The following is a 20,722-nucleotide window of genomic DNA, read 5'->3' as shown; positions in this document are numbered from 1 at the left end:
TTCACCCTCCTAACTGGTGCAAACCTAATGCGAGTAAATAATGCAATGTAAATCCGTTACGGCACTCTATACGCATGCAGTGGTCACGGAAATATTTAATCGGTATAGATTTCGAGCCACCCGAATCTTTAAACTCCCAAAACTTTGCTAGTTGCTTATAAGCTAAATAGTAAATTTCCGGCTCGTTTTTACCCTTGAGCCAAAATGCCACAATCAAAAAAGTTACTCCGCCATGTCTGTTCCATAATTTCATAGTTTCATATTGATGATTTGCTAGGTTGGCTAGCGGGAACCGTTCAACTGTCGTTTCCTTTGCGTCAAAATTCAACGAATAGCCTTTATAAACGCCTGTGTAATCTAACCAAGCCGCCTTATCTAAATAAGCATCAACATTTTTACCAACAACTTTCCCAATTTTTAACGGTGGTGGGACTTTATCAACAACTGCAACCCCTCCATTGCGGTATTCGTTATTAGTCATGTCGATTAACATTTCTAATCTGGATCCTTTCTTTGCAAGCCTGGCCATTATTCATCCCCCTCTTCCAAGGAAATGCGCATGCGGTCCAATAGCTTGTGCACCATTTGTTTAAATTGTTTACGTTTCTCTGTGTTTGTCACTAATTCAGCGGCTTCAAGCGTTGAGCCAAACTGATTAATAAGCGTTTCAAACTTCACTTTAAAGGCAACTTCTAAAGGATCTGCACCTTGTTCTGCTGCTTGCTTACGTAATTGCTCCAATTCTTTTTGAACGCTTTCGGGTACTATCTCAACTGCTTTTGCTTCAATTGGCTTTGCTTTTAAATCTGCCTGTAGTCTCTCGGCTGTTGATTCTGCTACGGCTAATTCTTGCGTTAAGCGGTTGATTTCCTTTTTAGAATCTTCATCGCTAGAAACTTGCTGCTGAACCTCCTCCAGTTGTAATTGCATCTGTTCAAGGTCCTCTTCAAGCGCTGCCTTTTCTTTGGCCATTTGTGCCTCAAGCTCTTGTTTTTCTTTCTCAATTGCCTGTTTTTCTTTAATTAACTTTTGTAGCTCCCGAGTTGAAATTTCTTCAGCATTTACCTCTTTCGCAAACTCTTCCCGCTCACCCGGATCAATGCCTAAAAGTGCTACGGCTTTGGTATACGTCAAATCTCCAAACGCTTGGGAATTTGCTTTATATTCGTGATGGATTTGCATTAAGTTATTTGCAGTTGATTGGCTGTATTCGACGTTATCTTTTAGCCATTGCCCCCATTCACCATGCGGAAGCTGTTCTTTAACCTCTATTAACCTCTTACCAATTTCGCTCGATGCCTGGAGAACCATTGTTTGCGTTTGTACTTTTATAGCGTTTATTTCTCCTGCAATAACTTCTTTTGGTCGTCCTAGCTCAAATTGCAACGTCATGCCGATTTCCTCGCTTTCTGTTGTTTTAATTTTTTCACTTTAAAAATATCTATGAATTTTTGAACCTCTTCCGTAGTAGGTTGATTCTTATGCCCCCTAACTTGGACAATGACTTCCTTTGAATTCATTTCGATGGTGTAAAACGGCTTGTCTGGTTCCAGCACATCTCGTAAAAATAAAATTGTTATTTTACCTTCCATGTGTCGTATTGCGTAACTACCGACACAATGAGAAAGCTTGCTCCCCTCATCAATAATTTCCTTTGCTGTTTTAGGAATCTGAATAAAGAAGCCGCCATACTGAAATTCGTACTTCTGCAATTGTTCCTTACGCTTCATAATTTTTTCTCTCATCAATTCATCTTCGTAATGCTTTACTCGCTTCATCGTTTCTTGATGTGCTTTTTCTACGTTACGCGGATACAAGATTTGTTCATCGGTTAAATCCATTTTCAACTTAATGCAATCCTCTATATAATCTCTCCATGTAGTAAGTACTTGGCCGCGCGTAATATAATGCTTTTTATTTTGTATGAATTGCTTTTCAGCGTAATTAAATATTCTGTGTATTGTTGAATACTTCCGTAAATATTTGAATATATCCATACGAATATCTAAGGTATATTGACTAGCTTGCATAATTAAATCCTTCATTGACATTTTGGATTTTTCCTTACGTGCCTGCTGCCATAACCAGTAATCCAACAAATCCGCCTTCAAATCTACTAATTGCGTGAAATCCTGCTTAGAAACTTTAAAAATATTATGAAGTTTCGTAGCACGCCAGTTTACCGCGCTATATGTTCGATTACCATATAATTTACTTTTTACAACGCCTGTCTCTCCTGCTTTACTAAGGGTTTCAATGCTTGGATATTTAAGAACTAAAGCAAAATATTTCCCTATGTCTTCTAACGCATATTTATCCCAATTGCTATATGCTAACTTAGTGCCTGCTGCGGCTACTTCGATGCTTTGTTTCGCGACTTTCCGAGTGATTCCACTATTTCGTAAAACAGATGGGGTTGTGATACTATCATTAATCGTCCAATCCCTATTCCAACTCCATCTCTCTAACATTTGACCTGTATTGTTTTCACAATCGAATACCAAATTTGCTACTGCAGTTAACTCAATTGATGTTCCGACAAAATTACCTCTCAAATCATGACTGGCGTAATACCATGTAGCCGTCACAACTTGCGGATTTTTTATCGACTTTTTGAAATACAAAAAGTAAGCTGCATCAAAAGCTGTATTCCTGCTACGCCACGCATACTTGTAAATGCAAGTCGATTTACAGTTCGGACAAATTCCTTGCGTTCCCGTTTTGATTGTCCCTTCTTCGTAGTACCAGTACCGACAGTGTGTGCAATACGTTTCAGGATCTTTACCTTTACTAACAAATAGATAACGGCTATGCGTCAATACATCATCTCTTGCATAACTTCGTATCTCTTCTGTTATTTCACTTTCAAAATGCTCCAATAATTGATTTGTTATATTCTTCATCTCAGTCAAAGCACTCACCTCACAGGAACTCTTCGAACGATGCCTTAAAGCGCGGCTTAGTCTTAGGTATGTTATCTACTGTTTGTGGCGTATCGTTTGTTTTAATAGTTATAGGAACTGACGCTTGTACTGGTTGCTGTATAATTGCTGTTTCAGCATCTAGCCCCATGTATTTCAGCACAATTGCAAAGCCTTCTTGATCTGTAAGGACCGCGCAATTATTTTGCTTTTTCTTTTCCGCCTCTTTACGCATAGCATCTAAACTACCTACGATTGTTTTCTTTTCGTCCATAACTTTTTCTGCTGATGAAGGATTATTTTGAACGTAATTAATTAGGTACTCACCAATCACCTGTACGTATGCGTTGTTTTTGCTGTTGGCCATTTCATTTTTTATCTTTGCCAATACTTGCTCTATCATTTTTAGATTCTCCTCCTTTTTTGTTTGGGGAACTGCTTCAAAAATAGTAATTTGACCTTCGCGTAACATTTCTACATGATGCTGTTTAGCCGCGCTTTCTTTTTCACGTTCAACTGCTGCGTGGAAAAGGCCAAATGGTACTCGTTCACCCGAATTTAGACCATGATTTTTATTCATCTTGTTTCGTTCCCCTTCTTTGTTTTATAGGTTCGATATGTTTCATGCGTACATAGATGTATGCACCAGCAACATAATTGCTGTACTTTACTTCCATGTCTTTGAAACTATAACCGGCATAAAGCTTTTCAAAGATTTCTTGCGCCATGTTTTCTTCTGTTGCAATTTTCTCCGCGCGTCTACGGGTTACTTTGCTATCTGCTATCGTAATTTTCGGCTGTTGCAAATTACGACTAGGTGTATAGCGCTTTATTGTTGATTCGCTTTTTTCTTTTGCTATATAACGAGCTAACCCCTCTAACCCAAAATCATCTGGCTGAAGTCTACGAGTTTGTGTTCTACCTCCTCCATTCCATAGTTCTTCTGCTATATCTCTATCAGCAAAATTACAAATCATGTGATGGTGAACACGCTTTTCCTTCTTGTTATCTGCATCTTGATACTCCGTAACATATACATATTTGAGCTCAGGCAAATCATATTTTTTGATGTGTCTCTTTAAACGACGAATGTAATTTTGCATATCCTTCTTTGCTTGCTCTAAGTCCGCTGGTAAACGTCCATCTTTATAAGTGAGCGTGATCCAAATATCTCGCTTGGTGAAATTCGTATTCACTAACCTGATTAACTGCTTTTTTGCATTTTTATCATTTAGATTGGATTGAGCTTGTCTGATAACTTTTTTCTTTTGGGATCGTTTCCCTCCTGGCGAACAAATCTGTATTGGATAAATCTCACATTCTAGCATTGGTCCACTTCGAATTGTTTTCACCCTATATTTGCTTACCTGCTTATCTCTTAATTTCTCGATTCGTTCCTCAACACTATCTGTAAAATTACTCTCATCGATCACAAAATAATCTTCATAATTTTCTACGTTATATTTTGGCAATTTCATAATAGTAACTCCTTGCTATTACTGTACTTTTAACGTCGTTGTGGTCATAAACTTAATACTCTATTACAAGGACGATAATTGACTCATTGCCATTTTTCACGTAAAATGAAGATAGATTATTTGGCAATAGTCAAATGGCCGAACTACTTTTTTCCGAGTAGCAAATCGGCGTTTTTTAAAGCCTCCACGATTGCAGTCGTAAAGGCTTTGGGTATTTTATTTCTTTTGCTTAGACTGGCTATTCGCTAGTCTCTTTTTTTGTCCAAAAACTGATAGATTTGCATTTCGCTACTTAATTAGGCTAATCGCACGTTGGATGGTTTCTTTTGCAAATCCACTCATTGCATCTTCCATTAAGAGTTCTAAATTTCGGCGAACGTTTTCTTTTTCTTCGTTCGGAATGTATTTTTGCATAACGATTTTATCGCCATCCACAAAAATTTCTACCGGATCTTTTTCATCTATTCCTAAACTTCGACGTAACTCTATTGGCAGCACAATGCGCCCTAGCTCGTCCACTTTGCGTACAATACCTGTTGACTTCATTTAATTGCTCCTATCTTGTTTTGATATTTTTATAGCTCCACCCATATGCGCGATATGTTTTAAATAGCGTAGTTGTTGCGCCGCACAATACGGACAATCACACCTTACTAATCTTTCATTCACATCACGCAATGCGTCCACATGAAAAGCGTATTCACCGACTAATTGAATGATTTCTTCCGACACTTTATTAATGTCTAAAACCATCGCCATACCCCCGTTTTATTAATTGCGTTACTAATTACAAACAATCGTTGCTCCAAAGGTAATTTAGTCCACTTTCGAATATTGACTGGCTCCATCGATTTCCCTCCTTTTAAGGTGTTGCGATTTAACTGCTAAACCTTACTTCTGTGATTGACAAGTCAGGATTCAAAATTTTAAAAATGCTAATTTCCAAATCCTGCGGAAGCGTCACTTCAGATAAATCTTCAATGATTCTGCCATCTTTATCTCTATTGATAATTTTTTTAGATTCATCCACTTTGTTCATCCCTTTCTACAATTCTGAATAAATTAATTTGAATAATTTGGTATAATCACCTTTAGAAAGGTGGTGATTAACATGTATACAGCCCATCAACTACAGGCAGCAGATTATTTATTAAAAAAACTAGGTGGAATGCCTAATTTTCCATTTGCTAATGAGAATTTAAAATTGGTTATCGAATTTAATAGCATTCTTTGGTACGGTGATTTTATTCCATTCGAAAATCGTACTATTAAGCAGTTTTTCATCGATACCGATGGATCAATTGACTATCAATACTTCTACTCTGAAGGGAACAATGCAACGCCAATCCTTGAAAAAGCCAATTCTGCATATTTGGAATCACTTCCTAAAGGAAATTGGGTAATGAATCCGTATAAGCACATCGATAATTTAGAATTGTTATTCCATGCCGTAATGAACATTATCGATAATATAGATATTCAACCAGACGATTCTCCAATCTATCCATACCTACTAAACGCAAAATCATTAGACGGTAAATTGGAGCTTTCTTTCCTTAATATCGCTGACGAAAAAATTAAAGTTGTTTCACTTATCCAGGTACCAAAAGAAAACTAACTATAAATTAACCCGTTCTGAACGATAAGAAAGATCCATATGAATGAAACCCAATATGGCGTATGCATCTGTATACGTCATATCCTCTTCTTTAAACATCGCAATTATTTTATCTGAAAGTTCTTGCGCTTTATCTATATCTACATGATCACTAAGACCACTGGATTCATACGCAACCTCCAAACTTTTTACTGTTGGAGGAAACTTTCGCAATAAATATTCTTTTACAGACTTCTCCACTTTGCCACCCCTCCCGCGCATTACTAACGTCGCCACCGTCACGTTTTAGCTATAAGTCCGAATGGTACCGTCTTGGCTCGGTACAACAGCGCATCGATTAATAATATTTCAGTTCAATCAACCGTTAAGCGATTTGTTCACCTTCGCGTTCTTTTTTCATTAAACGCATCGTAATTTGAGCACCTTGAATTATGTTAAGAAATTCGCGTTGTTGCTCTACCGTCAACGTATTTAAAAACGCATGAACTTGTTCAACTGCTGGTTTGTCCTGAATCTCGCAAATTACTTCGTTCATATATCTCACCCCTTTGATTTCATTTGTGATAACTCTTAATCACACATTATCACAAACGGAATGATTGTCAATGATTTACTAAAATAAAAATTGATTAATAGTTTCATTTGTGATAATTTAAGTCTATAAGGAGGTGTGACAATGATAGAAAGATTAAAAGAAATAAGAGAATACCATAAATTAAATCAATCAGATTTCGCAAAATCACTAGGTATGGGTCAATCTACTTTAGCTATGTTAGAAGTTGGTAAACGAGAATTATTGGATAGGCACATAAAGACTGTTTGCTCTATTTACAACGTCAACGAAACATGGCTTCGCACCGGTATAGGTGAGATGTTCATTCAACCAGATACGTTCTCACTGGATGAATACGCAAAAAAAAGCAACCTCTCAGATTTAGAGATTGCTATTATGAAAGGTTATATGGACCTTGATCGCAATGTACGCGAAACGTTACTTAACCATGTAGAGGTATTATTTAAGAGTCGTGCTGAAACAGCCGTCACTATTGTAGAAGATCCAATTGAAGCGGAATTGAATCGCTATCGACAAGAACTTGAAGCAGAACAAAAAGGGGTAACGTTATCAGTTTCAGGCGTGCAAAAAAAGAACTCTATTTAAGTAAAAAGAGATTCCAAGGGACATAATCCCAAACGCTTGGGATTATTAATTAACTAGCGCTAATTAATTAAAAAAAGAGTAGCTCATTTGCTACTCTTTTCTCTAAAACTAAATAAGGAAGGGTTTGTATGGACGATAAAAGAAATTTGCGTGTATTTATCTATATAAGGGTATCCACACGAGAGCAAGCAACTGAAGGTTACTCCATCGGGGAACAAGAAGAACGGCTACGTGCATATGCAAAAGCAAAAGGATACACAATCATAAAAGTTTATATAGACCCTGCTTATTCGGGTGCCAACATGGATCGCCCTGCATTACAGGAAATGATAAACCAAATCGAGCAAAACACAGCCGATTTAGTGCTAGTCTATAAACTTAACCGTTTGAGCAGATCACAAAAAGATACTTTATATTTAATAGAGGAAGTATTCTTAAAAAACAATGTAGATTTTGTGAGTTTGAATGAATCATTCGATACTACAACACCGTTCGGACGTGCGATGATTGGCGTTTTATCTGTTTTTGCCCAATTAGAGCGAGAACAAACGAGAGAACTCACAATGATGGGAAAAGAAGGACGTGCCAAAAAAGGTAAATGGAATGGTGGTGGCAATAAGAAACAACACCCTACTGGCTACGACTATATAAACGGTTCTTTGCATGTTAATGAATATGAGGCTCAATGTGTTAGGGATATTTACGCTCTGTATATGCAAGGCAAAGGACTTCACACTATTTTAAAGACTTCGGAAAAGAAGTATCCTGATGTTGTAAGATTTGAATCAACGATAAAAAAGATTTTAACTAATCCGCTCTATATAGGCAATATTCGTCATAAAGATGCTATCTATGACGGCGAACATCAAGCAATTATTGATGAATCCACTTTTGATACCGTACAAGAACTGTTAAAAAAGCGAGCAGTAAAATCGAAGGCTTCCCCTTATTTTTTGAGTGGAGTTATATACTGTGAATATTGTGGTGCGCGAATGTTTGGTAGAACAGGTGGAAAGTTAAAAGATGGAGAAAGCATGAGGTATTACAATTGCTATTCACGGACCAATCACCGCAAACATATGACGAAAGATCCGAACTGTATAAAAGATGGAGAACGAAAAGAAACTTTAGAACAATATGTAATCAAAGAAATAAAAAAACTCAATACAGCATTTATCGAAGGGTATCATACAAAGAAAAATGACAAAGCAAAGTTAGAAACGTTGCAAAATGAACTAAATAATATTAAGCAACAGATGTCTAATCTCATCGACCTATACAGTTTAAATAGTATGCCAATCGAAATTATTAACGGGAAAGTAGAAAAACTGAAAACGCATCATGATCAATTACAGCAGCACATAAAAGAATTAAGTAAACCTCATGAAAATGACAATAACTTAGAGGATATAAAAAAAACTATCTCCCAATTACCCGATTTTGATTGGAGTAATGAGGAGACAGACGACCAGAAACGATTGATAGTCGCCAAACTAATCAATAAAATAATCGTTTCTAACGATAATATTAACATAGAATGGGCATTTTAACCGCCCCCTTCTTTTCTGTGTTGTAAAAAAACTCTACCTACATTGGAAGTGTGGATTGAAATTCCGGAATCTAAAGGTATAGCTTCGATGACTTTGTCACTTCCTACATTGGAAGTGTGGATTGAAATAAAAAATTCTTGTCTAAGGAAACGAGCTAAAATTGTCACTTCCTACATTGGAAGTGTGGATTGAAATTGCTAAGACCGATAACAGTATTCGGCATATCGAGTCACTTCCTACATTGGAAGTGTGGATTGAAATTAACAGTTTATACGGTAAATCGGAAATCGAGACGGTCACTTCCTACATTGGAAGTGTGGATTGAAATAACGCAACGTATGCGCGGGTTGCGACAGCATCGTTGTCACTTCCTACATTGGAAGTGTGGATTGAAATAGGCCAAGGATAATCCTTACAAAAAGTGACTCGGTCACTTCCCACATTGGAAGTGTGGATTGAAATAAAGCTAATGTGTCAATAAACCCTTGGTAAACAGTCACTTCCTACATTGGAAGTGTGGATTGAAATTGCTAAATCTACGGCAACTTTACCATCAATTACTGTCACTTCCTACATTGGAAGTGTGGATTAAATCCAGAAGCAAATAACGTATTCCAAGCACAGCCGTCGTCACGTCCTTCTTTGGAAACGTAGATTGAAATCTATTTTTACTACAGACAGACGCATTCCATAGAAAAAACCGATTTGTCACTAATCGTGAGACAAATCGGCTTTTTTAATTATTTCATGAAAGGGCTAAAATGCACTTGTTCCCCGTTCAATGAATCCCCTTTTTCAAATCATTCCGTCACTTCAAACGCCAAACGAATCGCTGGCATTGAAGAACCTGGATGATCCGTTGAATACGTTAATTGTGGGATTAATGTCATATCCGTAGATAATTCTTGTTGTTTGTCAACATACCCCCACTGAGATGAAGCTTTTCAGTGGGGGCTTGAGTTTATCACACAGGTCTTCCTTGCCCAATTTGACGTTCTGTGTGACAAGCATCCAAAAGACGCTCCCCAAATACTGTTTTTGGTTGGGCTTGGCGATGAATGATCGCTTGCCCACTTGCACCACCCTTCCGAAAAAGAGCAGTTCTTTCCTGCGAAAGAAGCCACCACTCAGCGTTGCTGGCGTGTGCTACAAGCCCCGACAAGTCGAGTACACAAGGATGGTTGACGCACCCACTAGACCGTGCCTAAGCAACGGTTTTACGTTTTTGAACTTCGAGTACGAACGGATTTCTGACTTCTAGATGCTCGTCCAGGTCCATGATGTCTGATTTCCTCAAAATATTGAATAGCTGCGTTGATGTCGGCATGGATACATTCTCCTGATAGCGCTTGGTATTGCCCACGGTTCACTCGTTTTCCACTAAATACATACTTTCTCTTGTCGTCAGAGGACCAGACAGGCAGCTCATCCTTATCAAGGAAGCTGACTTCGATGTGTAGCTTTCTTCCTGTTTGACAAAGCGGATGCCCTCCTTTAAACACTTGTTTTCGATGGCGCTCATCAATTTGTTGAACGGTATTTGAACAAAGTGTTGGTTATTCTTTTTACCTAGATTGCTATTTTGCTTCCACCCTTCGTTATACCCGACAATAATCGTATCAACATTCAACTCTTTGACTTTCTTGAAGAGTAAGCCAACAGCTTGGGAAATGTACCCGTTTATCTGATTGTTTCGCTTCATCCATAGTTTAGCTATTTGATTTGTGACAACCCGCTTAGAAATACCGTTTTCAATATTCTGCTGTTGAAGTTCACTAATCGCCTTGTTAAAGTATTGGTTAATGGATTTCAACTTCTTCCCATTAATTAAGAATGTATCGCCAACATTCGTTGCACAACTTATCAATCGATCTACACCTAAATCGCAACTTAACGCATTTTTCGTTGTCGTAGGTTGCTGTTTCATTTGAGTTGCTTGCACTTCATACGTGTAATGCACCTCAAAGAACCGACCATTTTGCTTCGGTACGATTTCAATGTAAGAGATTTTCCTGTGCAATAAGTTTTTAGGCATTCGAATCTTAATCGAGCCAAAACGCTTTCGAAACTCAACACTCATCGGAATCAACCAATACCCATCTTTGTCTATTTTCGGAACTTGGTAGATTTCAATGATCCGTTTTTCCATTGACCTTGAATAATTCGGAAACTGTGGCCGACCCGTAAACTTGCTCGGTTCTTTTTTCCACGTTTCGAGCGCTTTGAAAAAGCTTTTGGCCTCGCTTAGTAATGTTCTGCGAATCGCCTGTACAGAGTTCGATTGGATGCCCCAATAGTTGATGTCCTGTTTCTTCGCAACGTCTATTTCCTTCGTAGTTGCCATTCGATTTTCATTTAAGAAGCTTTGCTTGATTGTATATAACCCAACATTTCTCAATGCTTTAGAGCTGTGCGTCATTCGTTTGAGCAAACGAAACTCTTTCGCTGTCAATTGAGACCTTCCGATGTTTTGTTTTTGCGTGAAACGTTGAATGTTGTCGATTTTCTTCTTTTTGCGTAACACTTTAACGGCTTTCTTCTTTGACATATTGTTCACCTCCTCTTCTTTTATTTTACCGATTAGAATGTACGTTCGCAAGTTTAAGTGAGAAACTTAGGCTACCGCCAACCGACATTCATCTCCCACTTACTTATTGGGCTATGCCCTGCACATACCTTGAAGTGGAGTCTTCTGTCGGAAAATGATAAAACTTTATTTTAAAATTCTTGAAGAAACTCGAGAGTATTAATAACACCTAGTACATACCTTTATGTTCTTATTGGCTCCCTATTTTCAACTTCCTTATATTTTAGAAATTTTTACATCAATTCAATTTGCAAAGTTAGATTAATATACTTTGATAATTTACAAACAAAATATACTACTTAATAGGATAAGTAACACCTCTCTAATACATAACTATTCATAGTATAGATTGTAGAAAGGAGGTTCTATCACAGTTAACCAAGGTATTTAGGTAATTATAGTAATTTCTGTAGAGGAGAAGACTATGGCAATTGTAAGATCGATATCTTTTAGAGCGAATCTTATTACTTATTCAACTAACTGACAGGTTAATTGAATAGGCATGACTTTTAACCATACGTCACCACTACAGTTTCAAAGGTGGTGGTAATAGATTTTTAAACTCTAAACGAATAATTTATTAGTATAGTCAAATCAACTAGAACAATAATTTAGAAAGTCATACTCTATACAGTCAAGTAATTTTATATTTGCTTGAAAATTATTTTAGAAAGGAGAAACTACTAGATGGAAAGTAAGAAATGTAAACATTGTAATTACGAGTGTAATGAAAATAGTAGAAGTTGCAAGCGATGTAACGCTTGGAACCCCTGGGGAAATGAGGAAGATTTAAACCGGGGCTTATCATCTGACGCTACTGCGGATGCGGACGCTACTGCCGATGCCGATGCTACTGCTGACTCTAACTCTACTGCGGACGCTGACTCTACTGCTGATGCCGACTCTACTGCTGACGCGGATTCTACTGCGGACTCTAACTCTACTGCCGACGTTGACTCTAACGTAGACGCGGATGCTACTGCTGACTCTAACTCTACTGCTGATGCGGACGCTAATGCCGACGCCGACTCTACTGCCGATGCGGATTCTACTGCGGACGCTGACTCTACTGCTGATGCGGACGCTAATGCCGACGCTGATTCTACTGCGGACTCTAACTCTACTGCCGATGCCGATGCTACTGCTGACGCGGATTCTACTGCCGATGCGGACGCTAATGCCGACGCCGACTCTACTGCGGACGCGGATTCTACTGCCGATGCCGATGCTACTGCTGACTCTAACTCTACTGCTGACGCGGACTCTACTGCCGATGCCGATGCTACTGCTGACGCCGATGCTACTGCCGACGCGGATTCTACTGCCGATGCCGATGCTACTGCTGACGCGGACGCTACTGCCGATGCCGATGCTACTGCCGACGCCGACTCTACTGCTGATGCCGATGCTACTGCTGACGCGGACTCTACTGCCGACGCCGACTCTACTGCCGACGCGGACTCTACTGCCGATGCCGATGCTACTGCCGACGCGGATTCTACTGCCGATGCCGATGCTACTGCTGACGCGGACTCTACTGCCGACGCCGACTCTACTGCTGATGCCGATGCTACTGCTGACGCGGACTCTACTGCTGATGCGGACGCTAATGCCGACGCGGACTCTACTGCTGACGCAGATGCTACTGCTGACGCGGACTCTACTGCTGACGCTGATTCTACTGCTGACGCAGATTCTACTGCCGACGCTGATTCTACTGCTGACGCTGATTCTACTGCTGACGCTGATGCTACTGCTAATGCGGACTCTACTGCTGACGCTGATTCTACTGCTGACGCTGATTCTACTGCCGATGCCGATGCTACTGCCGATGCGGACTCTACTGCCGATGCGGACTCTGCCGATGCGGACTCTACTGCTGACGCTGATTCTACTGCTGACGCAGATGCTACTGCTGACGCAGATTCTACTGCTGACGCTGATTCTACTGCCGATGCCGATGCTACTGCGGACTCTAACTCTACTGCTGACGCGGACGCTAATGCCGATGCGGATTCTACTGCTGACGCGGACTCTACTGCCGATGCGGACGCTAATGCCGACTCTAACTCTACCGCCGACGTTGACTCTAACGTAGACGCGGATGCTACTGCGGACTCTAACTCTACTGCTGACGCGGACGCTAATGCCGATGCTGATTCTACTGCGGACTGCCGATCTAACTCTACTGCCGACGTGCGGGACGCTAATGCCGACTCTACCGCTGACTCTACTCCTGCCGACGTTGACTCTAACGTAGACGCGGATGCTACTGCGGACTCTAACTCTACTGCCGACGCTGACGCTAATGCCGATGCGGATTCTACCGCTGACGCTGACTCTAACTCTACTGCCGACGTTGACTCTAACGTAGACGCGGATGCTACTGCGGACTCTAACTCTACTGCCGACGCGGATTCTACTGCTGATGCCGATGCTACTGCGGACGCTGACGCTACTGCGGACGCTGATTCTACTGCCGACGCTGATGCTACTGCTGATGCCGATTCTACTGCTGATGCTGATTCTACTGCTGACGCGGACGCTACTGCTGATGCGGACTCTAACTCTACTGCTGACGCGGATTCTACTGCTGATGCCGATTCTACTGCTGACGCGGACTCTACTGCCGATTCCAACTCTACTGCTGACGTTGACTCTAACGTAGACGCAGATGCTACCGCTACTGCTGATGCGGACTCTACTGCTGACGCAGATGCTACTGCTGACGCTGACTCTACTGCTGACGCTGATTCTACTGCCGATGCCGATTCTACTGCTGACGCAGATTCTACTGCTGATGCCGATTCTACTGCTGATGCTGATTCTACTGCTGACGCGGACGCTACTGCCGACGCAGATGCTACTGCTGATGCGGACTCTAACTCTACTGCTGACGCGGATTCTACTGCTGATGCCGATTCTACTGCTGACGCTAATGCCGATGCGGATTCTACTGCTGACGCGGACTCTACTGCCGATTCCAACTCTACTGCTGACGTTGACTCTAACGTAGACGCAGATGCTACCGCTACTGCTGATGCGGACTCTAACTCTACTGCCGATGCTGATTCTACTGCTGATGCGGACTCTACTGCTGACGCAGATGCTACTGCTGACGCTGATTCTACTGCTGATGCCGATTCTACTGCTGACGCAGATTCTACTGCTGACGCAGATGCTACTGCTGACGCTGACTCTACTGCTGACGCGAATTCTACTGCTGACGCTGACTCTACTGCTGACGCTGACTCTACTGCTGATGCCGATTCTACTGCTGACGCGGACTCTAACTCTACTGCTGATGCAGATGCTAATGCTGACGTCGATTCCACTGCCGATGCTAATGCTACCGCTGACGCTGGACACAATACCTTCACTAACGGAAACAATACCGTTATTAACGTAACCGATAATAGTGCAGGGTATATGGCTATGACACTATCTACACTTATTATGATGGAGAGCTTAATGAGTAAGAATACAGATAATAAAGAAGAACTACTTTCAAAATTCACTATTATGTTGAATGATTTGTTACAAGGAGAAAATAGTAATCGCAAAGCTATACTTGATGCTATTAAATCTCTTAAAAAAGATTAAAAACTAGAAGGATTGGAGGAGGCTTCATGTCAAACACAACTGTCTCACGCTGTACAATTCCTACAGAGGAAGATAGCAATAGCCTATATGTGAAGGTTAAAAATATGAACCAAAAACTTAGTCGTCAAATTACCATAAATGCATATAGTAAAAATTCACCAACAAAAGAATTATTGCCTGTTTATGTAGATGACCAACCTACACTTATAGATTCACTTGAGCCTGAATCAGAGCAGATCTATAGAATTGACGTGTCAAATGTAAAGGGTTCTGTAGTTTTTGAGATTACTCAAAAAATGGGCAGCTCAGGTATTAAAATTTCTAAAAACAGCAAAAATCCCTCTATGGTAGAATTACACATTAAGTAAATGCTATAAAACCCGGAGCTGATGCTAAAAGATTCCTTTATGAGTCTTTTACGTCAGCTTCATTTGCTTTTAAGATTAAGGTACATAAGATAATTTAAAGTTTATCACGTACAGTCATAACTATTGAGTATGATATTATGCATTCTACATTTAGATACAATTTTCCCTTTATCCACAAATTAAATATGCTGCGCTAAAATGAAATCATTTCGGCACAGCAGTAATTTTCAATATATTATTTTAATTTCACACGTTGTAATCGAAGCGCATTTAATACGACCGATACAGAACTGAATGCCATTGCAGCACCCGCTACCCATGGAGCCAATAAACCTACAGCTGCAATTGGAATACCCATTGTATTATAAGCAAATGCCCAAAATAGGTTTTGTTTAATGTTACGCATCGTTTTGCGGCTCATTAAAATAGCATCAGCAATACTGTTAAGATCACCACGAATTAACGTAATGTCCGCGGCTTCCATCGCAATATCTGTTCCTGTCCCTATCGCCATCCCGATATTGGCTGTTGCGAGTGCCGGTGCATCATTTATTCCATCACCAACCATCGCCACTTTTTTCCCTTGTGCTTGCAGTTTTTTCACTTCTTCTGCCTTGCCCTCTGGTAAAACCTCCGCAATCACTGCATCTACACCGACTTGTTCCCCGATGTATTGTGCTGTACGTTCGTTATCACCTGTCATCATTATTACGTGGATTCCCATCTCTTGTAGACGACTGATTGCTTCTCTCGATGTTTCCTTCACTGTATCGGCAACTGCGACTAAACCTGCATACTGCCCATTAATTGCGGCAAGCATCGCTGTTTTTCCGTTGCGTTCTAATTCTTCCATTTGTGGCAGGACGGTTGTTATATCAATATTATATTGGGCCATTAATTTTCGTGTACCAACGACTACGCCTTGGCCTGAAACGGTTGCCTGTATACCATATCCAGGTATTGCCTCAAAAAATTGAACGTCGCCAAGTTCGATACCACGGTCTACAATTCCTGCCACAATTGCCTCTGCTAATGGGTGCTCGGATTGTTTCTCTGCTGCACCAATAAGTGATAAGAATTTTTCCTCTTCACCATTTACAACAACAACATCTGTTAATACTGGTTTACCATGTGTGACTGTACCTGTTTTATCCACAACAACTGTATCAATACTTTGTGTTTGTTCTAAATGCTCTCCGCCTTTGAAAAGAATGCCAAATTCAGCGGCGCGACCAGAACCTGCCATAATCGATGTGGGAGTAGCAAGACCAAGTGCACATGGACATGCAATAACTAACACCGCAATAAACACTTCAAGCGCCTTTGTAAAATCACCTGGTGTTACCCATAAAATCCATACTAAAAACGTAATCGCCGCGATGCCGACAACAATCGGCACGAAAACGCCTGAAATTTGGTCTGCTAAACGCTGGATTGGCGCTTTAGAACCTTGTGCATCTTCCACAACTTTAATAATTTGAGCTAACGCCGTATCACGACCTACTTTCGTTGCCGTCATTTTAATAAAGCCATTTTTATTAATTGTTGAACCATATAAAACGTCACCTGAAATTTTATCAACTGGTAAACTTTCACCTGTCAGCATCGATTCATCCACAGCTGTTGTTCCTTCTAATACTTCACCATCAACCGGGATTTTTTCACCTGGTTTTACTAAAATCATATCTCCAATGACAACTTCTTCTAATGGAATTTCTTTTTCGATACCATCACGCACGACAATGGCTGTTTTCGCTTGAAGTCCCATTAATTTTTTAATTGCTTCTGAAGAACGACCTTTAGCCTTTGCTTCAAATAATTTACCTAGTAAGATTAATGTAATTAGTACCGCACTTGTTTCAAAATAAAGGTGAGCTTCATGATGAGCACCCACCGTTATAATCGCTTGATACACACTGTAAAAATAAGCAGCGGATGTTCCCATGACAACTAAAACGTCCATATTCGCACTGCCATTGCGAAGTGCTTTATATGCACTCACGTAAAACTGTTTCCCAATAATAAATTGCACAGGGGTTGCGAGTATCATTTGTACCCACGGATTCATTAAAAACTCTGGCATATATATGAATGATGTGAATGAGAAATGCCCTACCATCGTCCAAAGTAATGGTAATGAAAGTATCGCTGATAAAATAAATTTATTTTGCTGTTTTTTAATCGCTTGCTCACGATGGTCCACGGTTTCTTTTTCATCTTGCTGTTGGTGTGCTCCAAAACCCAATTTCTCTACTTTCGCGATAATGTCCGCAATCGCTACTTCTGAAGGATTAAATTCTATTGTTGCTTTTTCGAGTGCTAAATTGACATTCGCATTCGCAACACCCGCCATTTTATTTAACCCTTTTTCAATACGTGCCGAACAGGATGCACAAGTCATCCCCGTAATATCGAATTCCGCCTTCTGTTTCACAATACCATAGCCTAGTGCTTCAATTTTTTTCTCAAAATCCGCTTCACTTAGTTTAGACGAGTCGTATTTAATTGAGGATTTTTCCAGTGCTAAGTTGACACTCGCTAACTCGACACCATCCATTTTATTTAAACCCTTTTCAATACGCGTTGCACAAGCCGCACATGTCATTCCTGTAATTTGTAAATTTACTTCTTTTTGATTTAAACTCATGTTATCCACCTCTCTTTATACCTTATAGGGGTATATATTTTTGAAAAGAATAGAGTGCTACAAGAGCACCCTTAAATTATTTTACGTCAAAACCTTGTTCATCAATTGTTTCTTTAATTTGATCAAGTGATACTTGTGCTTCATTAAAAGCAACTTCCACTAAACCTTCTGCTAAGTTTACTTTGACTTCGTTAACGCCTGCTAGTGCACCAACACTACCTTCTACTGATTTCACGCAATGCCCACAAGACATGCCTTCTACATTTAATGTTACGTTTTGCATATTTCTTCTCTCCCTTTTTTTGTTTTTAATTTGTTCTTACTATAATAAAGGTAGTTACAATTTATAAATACCTCTATGCTCGAAATTTACTTACTATTTCTTCATCAATTTCTGAATAGTCACGAGTAATTCATCTAACACGACCTCGTCGCCTTCTGACAAACGATCGACAACACAGCCCTTTAAGTGCCCTTCTAGTAAAATCTTCGCTACACTATTTAAAGCAGATTGAGTAGCAGATAATTGTGTAATGACATCATCACAATAAACATCCTTTTCAATCATGCCTTTAATGCCTCGAATTTGACCTTCAATGCGATTTAACCGATTAGATAAATCTTTTTTCACTTTTTCAGGGTGATGACTTTTTCGGCATGAAGCATCTTCTTCAGTCTGACAAGTAACAGCTTCTAATGTATTTTTCATTTACTCGCCTCCTAACCTTGAATTTATAATACCATACCTATGCAGGGTATGTAAAGTGGGGTGATTTATTTATTTTAAATTTTTTTAATGTACTATCTCAGCCTTGATCTAACTGACTTTAGCTCTGACCATCATTCATGTTTTGCATGGTCAATCGCTTGATGCAATAAGTTCATTACATGAGTATCATCACTTGAATAGTACAAGGTCGTTCCATCACGACGGAATTTTACTAATCGTAAGTTTTTTAAAAATCGTAGTTGATGGGATACGGTAGACTGTCCTAAATTCAGTACTTCCGAAATGTCATTTACTGAATGTTCTGCGCAGCATAGTAAATTTAATATACGAATTCGCGTTGGATCACCTAACGCTTTAAATGTTTGCGATACAACAAAAAGTGTTTCCTCGTCTAATTCATGTGGGTTAGTTTGTGCTTCTTCCTTCATTCTATACGATGCCTCCTACAATAAATCAATTTTACATGAGCATATGTTCATGTAACAATTCATATAGAAACTTTACCATAGAAAGTCAAAAGGAACTACTTTTAGAAGACAATTTTAAAACAGGAGAAAAAACATCATTGTTTTCTCTCCTGTTTAGGATGTACTTCTTTTTAAATTGCATATAGGCTTCACTTTTTCATTAACTTTTGAACGGTAACGAGTAATTCATCTAATACTTCTCCGTCCCCTTCAGCTAAACGATCGACCACACAACCTTTTAAGTGACCTTCTAGTAAAATTTTCGCTACACTATTTAATGCCGACTGGGTTGCCGAAATTTGTGTAATAATATCATCGCAATACACATCTTTCTCGACCATCCCTTTAATACCACGAATTTGGCCTTCAATACGATTTAAACGCACCGTTAAATTTTTCTTCACGTGCTCTGGGTGATGACTTTTTCGACATGCCACAGATTCTTCTGCCGATACATTCATTTGTTCCATATTATTTTCCAAAACAAAGCCCCCTCACTAACTACTAACCTTATTATACACGATTCTAATGGGCAAAATAGTCACAGGCTTAAAGCTATTTTAGGAAAGTAAACTCTCCTTATTTAATGATGATGGTGTGCATGTGCATCAGGTGGATCGGCTTTCGCGGTACATAAAATCGAATGATCATGTTGATGGGCTGCTGTTTCTAGTTGAATCGTCACATGCTGAACATTTTGATGCAGTAAATCATGTTCAATTTTATGAAGTAGTTTTTCGCCTTCTGCAATCGTCATTTGGTCATCTACTACCACATGGCAAGAAAGTGCATTCAGACCACTTGTAATAGACCAAATATGCAAATCATGCAACCCTTTAATTCCATTCGTCTGTTCAATTATTTTTACAACGTCTTCTACATTTACATTTTGAGGTGTGCCTTCCATCAAAACGTGTAACGAAGCTTTTGATACATAATAACCACTTCGTAAAACAAGCACCGCCACAATAACACTCGCCAACGGATCCGCCCAGCCCCATCCAAAGAACAGGATGAGTAAGCCTGCAATGATAGCACCAACAGAGCCCAGCATATCACTAATAACGTGAAGGTATGCTCCGCGCATATTTAAATTTTCTTCCGTATCCCCACCGCGCGTCATAATCCAAGCAACAATCATATTCACTACTAAGCCAATACTACTAATAACAAGCATACCAGTCGTCGCAACTTCTGGTGGATTTGCAAAACGTTCAATTGCTTCAACGAAAATGAACAGTGCGACAAGTATAAGCGTCACACCGTTAAAAACCGCTGCCAATACTTCAAAACGTTTATAGCCATACGTTTTACTAGCATTCGCAGCCTTTGCCCCTAACGTGAAAGCAAGTAAGGCAATCCCAAGTGAAATAGAATCACTAAGCATATGACCCGCATCAGAAAGCAGGGCCAAACTGTTCGTCACATACCCCCCTACCGCTTCTACAACCATATAACTCGTAATGATTAAAAAGGAAATGAATAATACTTTCTTATTTGTACTATGTGCGTGATTATGATCATGGTGATGCTCCGACATAACGATCCCTCCAACTAATTTATTTTTATATACAACCAATATATGATTATATGC

General features: G+C 39.8%; 22 protein-coding genes and 1 pseudogene. 5 read left to right on the top strand and 18 right to left on the bottom strand.

The annotated features are described in order from the left end of the window. Nucleotide 1: 1 nt before the first annotated feature. From MHI10_RS08405 to MHI10_RS08370, 8 genes are all read right to left on the bottom strand, one after another. Nucleotides 2–529, bottom strand: coding sequence for a Holliday junction resolvase RecU (locus tag MHI10_RS08405; protein ID WP_340784627.1), 528 nt, complete (start codon nt 527–529; stop codon nt 2–4). Next, nucleotides 529–1,392, bottom strand: coding sequence for a DUF3102 domain-containing protein (locus MHI10_RS08400; RefSeq protein ID WP_340784626.1), 864 nt, complete (start codon nt 1,390–1,392; stop codon nt 529–531). The genes MHI10_RS08405 and MHI10_RS08400 overlap by 1 nt, the downstream gene beginning before the upstream one ends. Next, a complete protein-coding gene (locus MHI10_RS08395) occupies nt 1,389–2,903 on the bottom strand; it encodes a PcfJ domain-containing protein (RefSeq protein WP_340789184.1) in 1,515 nt (504 codons plus the stop codon). The genes MHI10_RS08400 and MHI10_RS08395 overlap by 4 nt, the downstream gene beginning before the upstream one ends. Nucleotides 2,904–2,922: 19 nt before the next feature. After that, entirely contained in the window at nt 2,923–3,501 is a 579-nt protein-coding gene (locus MHI10_RS08390; protein WP_340784625.1) for a Cas9 inhibitor AcrIIA9 family protein, read from the bottom strand. Continuing rightward, a complete protein-coding gene (locus MHI10_RS08385) occupies nt 3,494–4,399 on the bottom strand; it encodes a rolling circle replication-associated protein (RefSeq protein ID WP_340784624.1) in 906 nt (301 codons plus the stop codon). Before MHI10_RS08385 ends, MHI10_RS08390 begins: the two co-directional genes overlap by 8 nt. Before the next feature lie 288 nt (nt 4,400–4,687). Beyond that, nucleotides 4,688–4,945 (bottom strand): AbrB/MazE/SpoVT family DNA-binding domain-containing protein, encoded by a 258-nt coding sequence (locus MHI10_RS08380; RefSeq protein ID WP_340784623.1) that lies wholly within the window; start codon nt 4,943–4,945, stop codon nt 4,688–4,690. Beyond that, nucleotides 4,946–5,152, bottom strand: coding sequence for a hypothetical protein (locus tag MHI10_RS08375; RefSeq protein WP_340784622.1), 207 nt, complete (start codon nt 5,150–5,152; stop codon nt 4,946–4,948). It abuts the gene before it with no gap. Nucleotides 5,153–5,276: 124 nt separating this feature from the next. Beyond that, entirely contained in the window at nt 5,277–5,429 is a 153-nt protein-coding gene (locus MHI10_RS08370) for a hypothetical protein (protein ID WP_340784621.1), read from the bottom strand. An 81-nt stretch (nt 5,430–5,510) separates the two neighbouring features. On the opposite strand from MHI10_RS08370, the gene MHI10_RS08365 reads away from it, so the two are divergent. Then, nucleotides 5,511–6,017, top strand: coding sequence for a hypothetical protein (locus tag MHI10_RS08365; RefSeq protein ID WP_340784620.1), 507 nt, complete (start codon nt 5,511–5,513; stop codon nt 6,015–6,017). Here MHI10_RS08365 and MHI10_RS08360 read toward each other — a convergent pair whose 3' ends face one another. Both MHI10_RS08360 and MHI10_RS08355 read right to left on the bottom strand, forming a co-directional pair. After that, nucleotides 6,018–6,257 carry a hypothetical protein gene (locus MHI10_RS08360; RefSeq protein WP_340784619.1) on the bottom strand — a complete coding sequence of 80 codons (240 nt, stop codon included), beginning with the start codon at nt 6,255–6,257 and terminating at the stop codon, nt 6,018–6,020. A gap of 124 nt (nt 6,258–6,381) precedes the next feature. Further along, complete coding sequence (locus MHI10_RS08355) at nt 6,382–6,552, bottom strand: hypothetical protein (protein ID WP_340784617.1); 171 nt, start codon at nt 6,550–6,552, stop codon at nt 6,382–6,384. 141 nt (nt 6,553–6,693) lie between these two features. Between MHI10_RS08355 and MHI10_RS08350 the strand changes: the two genes are divergently transcribed. Continuing rightward, nucleotides 6,694–7,176 carry a helix-turn-helix domain-containing protein gene (locus tag MHI10_RS08350; protein WP_340784616.1) on the top strand — a complete coding sequence of 161 codons (483 nt, stop codon included), beginning with the start codon at nt 6,694–6,696 and terminating at the stop codon, nt 7,174–7,176. A gap of 128 nt (nt 7,177–7,304) precedes the next feature. Next, nucleotides 7,305–8,726 (top strand): recombinase family protein, encoded by a 1,422-nt coding sequence (locus MHI10_RS08345; protein ID WP_340784615.1) that lies wholly within the window; start codon nt 7,305–7,307, stop codon nt 8,724–8,726. A 964-nt stretch (nt 8,727–9,690) separates the two neighbouring features. On the opposite strand, the gene MHI10_RS08340 is transcribed toward MHI10_RS08345, so the two are convergent. Continuing rightward, nucleotides 9,691–9,888, bottom strand: a complete 198-nt coding sequence (locus MHI10_RS08340; protein WP_340784613.1) for a hypothetical protein — start codon at nt 9,886–9,888, stop codon at nt 9,691–9,693. Between the two features lie 42 nt (nt 9,889–9,930). Continuing rightward, nucleotides 9,931–11,274, bottom strand: a pseudogene (locus tag MHI10_RS08335) (RNA-guided endonuclease InsQ/TnpB family protein). Between the two features lie 726 nt (nt 11,275–12,000). On the opposite strand from MHI10_RS08335, the gene MHI10_RS08330 reads away from it, so the two are divergent. Together MHI10_RS08330 and MHI10_RS08325 are read left to right on the top strand one after the other, a co-directional pair. Further along, entirely contained in the window at nt 12,001–14,916 is a 2,916-nt protein-coding gene (locus MHI10_RS08330) for a hypothetical protein (RefSeq protein ID WP_340784610.1), read from the top strand. A 26-nt stretch (nt 14,917–14,942) separates the two neighbouring features. After that, the gene (locus MHI10_RS08325) at nt 14,943–15,284 is read left to right on the top strand and encodes a hypothetical protein (RefSeq protein WP_340784609.1); all 342 of its coding nucleotides are present in this window, start codon (nt 14,943–14,945) and stop codon (nt 15,282–15,284) included. Nucleotides 15,285–15,519: 235 nt separating this feature from the next. Here the strand turns inward: MHI10_RS08325 and MHI10_RS08320 are convergent, their stop codons facing one another. The 6 genes from MHI10_RS08320 to MHI10_RS08295 form a co-directional block, all read right to left on the bottom strand. Next, entirely contained in the window at nt 15,520–17,931 is a 2,412-nt protein-coding gene (locus MHI10_RS08320) for a heavy metal translocating P-type ATPase (protein WP_340784608.1), read from the bottom strand. A 76-nt stretch (nt 17,932–18,007) separates the two neighbouring features. Further along, nucleotides 18,008–18,214 carry a copper chaperone CopZ gene (gene copZ / locus MHI10_RS08315; protein ID WP_340784607.1) on the bottom strand — a complete coding sequence of 69 codons (207 nt, stop codon included), beginning with the start codon at nt 18,212–18,214 and terminating at the stop codon, nt 18,008–18,010. 93 nt (nt 18,215–18,307) lie between these two features. Further along, entirely contained in the window at nt 18,308–18,640 is a 333-nt protein-coding gene (locus tag MHI10_RS08310) for a metal-sensitive transcriptional regulator (protein ID WP_340784604.1), read from the bottom strand. A gap of 131 nt (nt 18,641–18,771) precedes the next feature. After that, entirely contained in the window at nt 18,772–19,089 is a 318-nt protein-coding gene (locus tag MHI10_RS08305) for an ArsR/SmtB family transcription factor (protein ID WP_340784603.1), read from the bottom strand. A gap of 188 nt (nt 19,090–19,277) precedes the next feature. Beyond that, nucleotides 19,278–19,598 (bottom strand): metal-sensitive transcriptional regulator, encoded by a 321-nt coding sequence (locus MHI10_RS08300; protein WP_340789183.1) that lies wholly within the window; start codon nt 19,596–19,598, stop codon nt 19,278–19,280. Nucleotides 19,599–19,711: 113 nt separating this feature from the next. Next, entirely contained in the window at nt 19,712–20,668 is a 957-nt protein-coding gene (locus MHI10_RS08295) for a cation diffusion facilitator family transporter (protein ID WP_340784601.1), read from the bottom strand. Nucleotides 20,669–20,722 lie beyond the last annotated feature (54 nt).

Origin of the sequence: Solibacillus sp. FSL K6-1523 (assembly GCF_038005225.1) — a bacterium.
Taxonomy (GTDB): Bacteria; Bacillota; Bacilli; order Bacillales_A; family Planococcaceae; genus Solibacillus.
The sequence above is the reverse complement of the archived record's forward strand: the minus strand, read 5'-3'. Positions and strand labels throughout refer to the sequence as shown.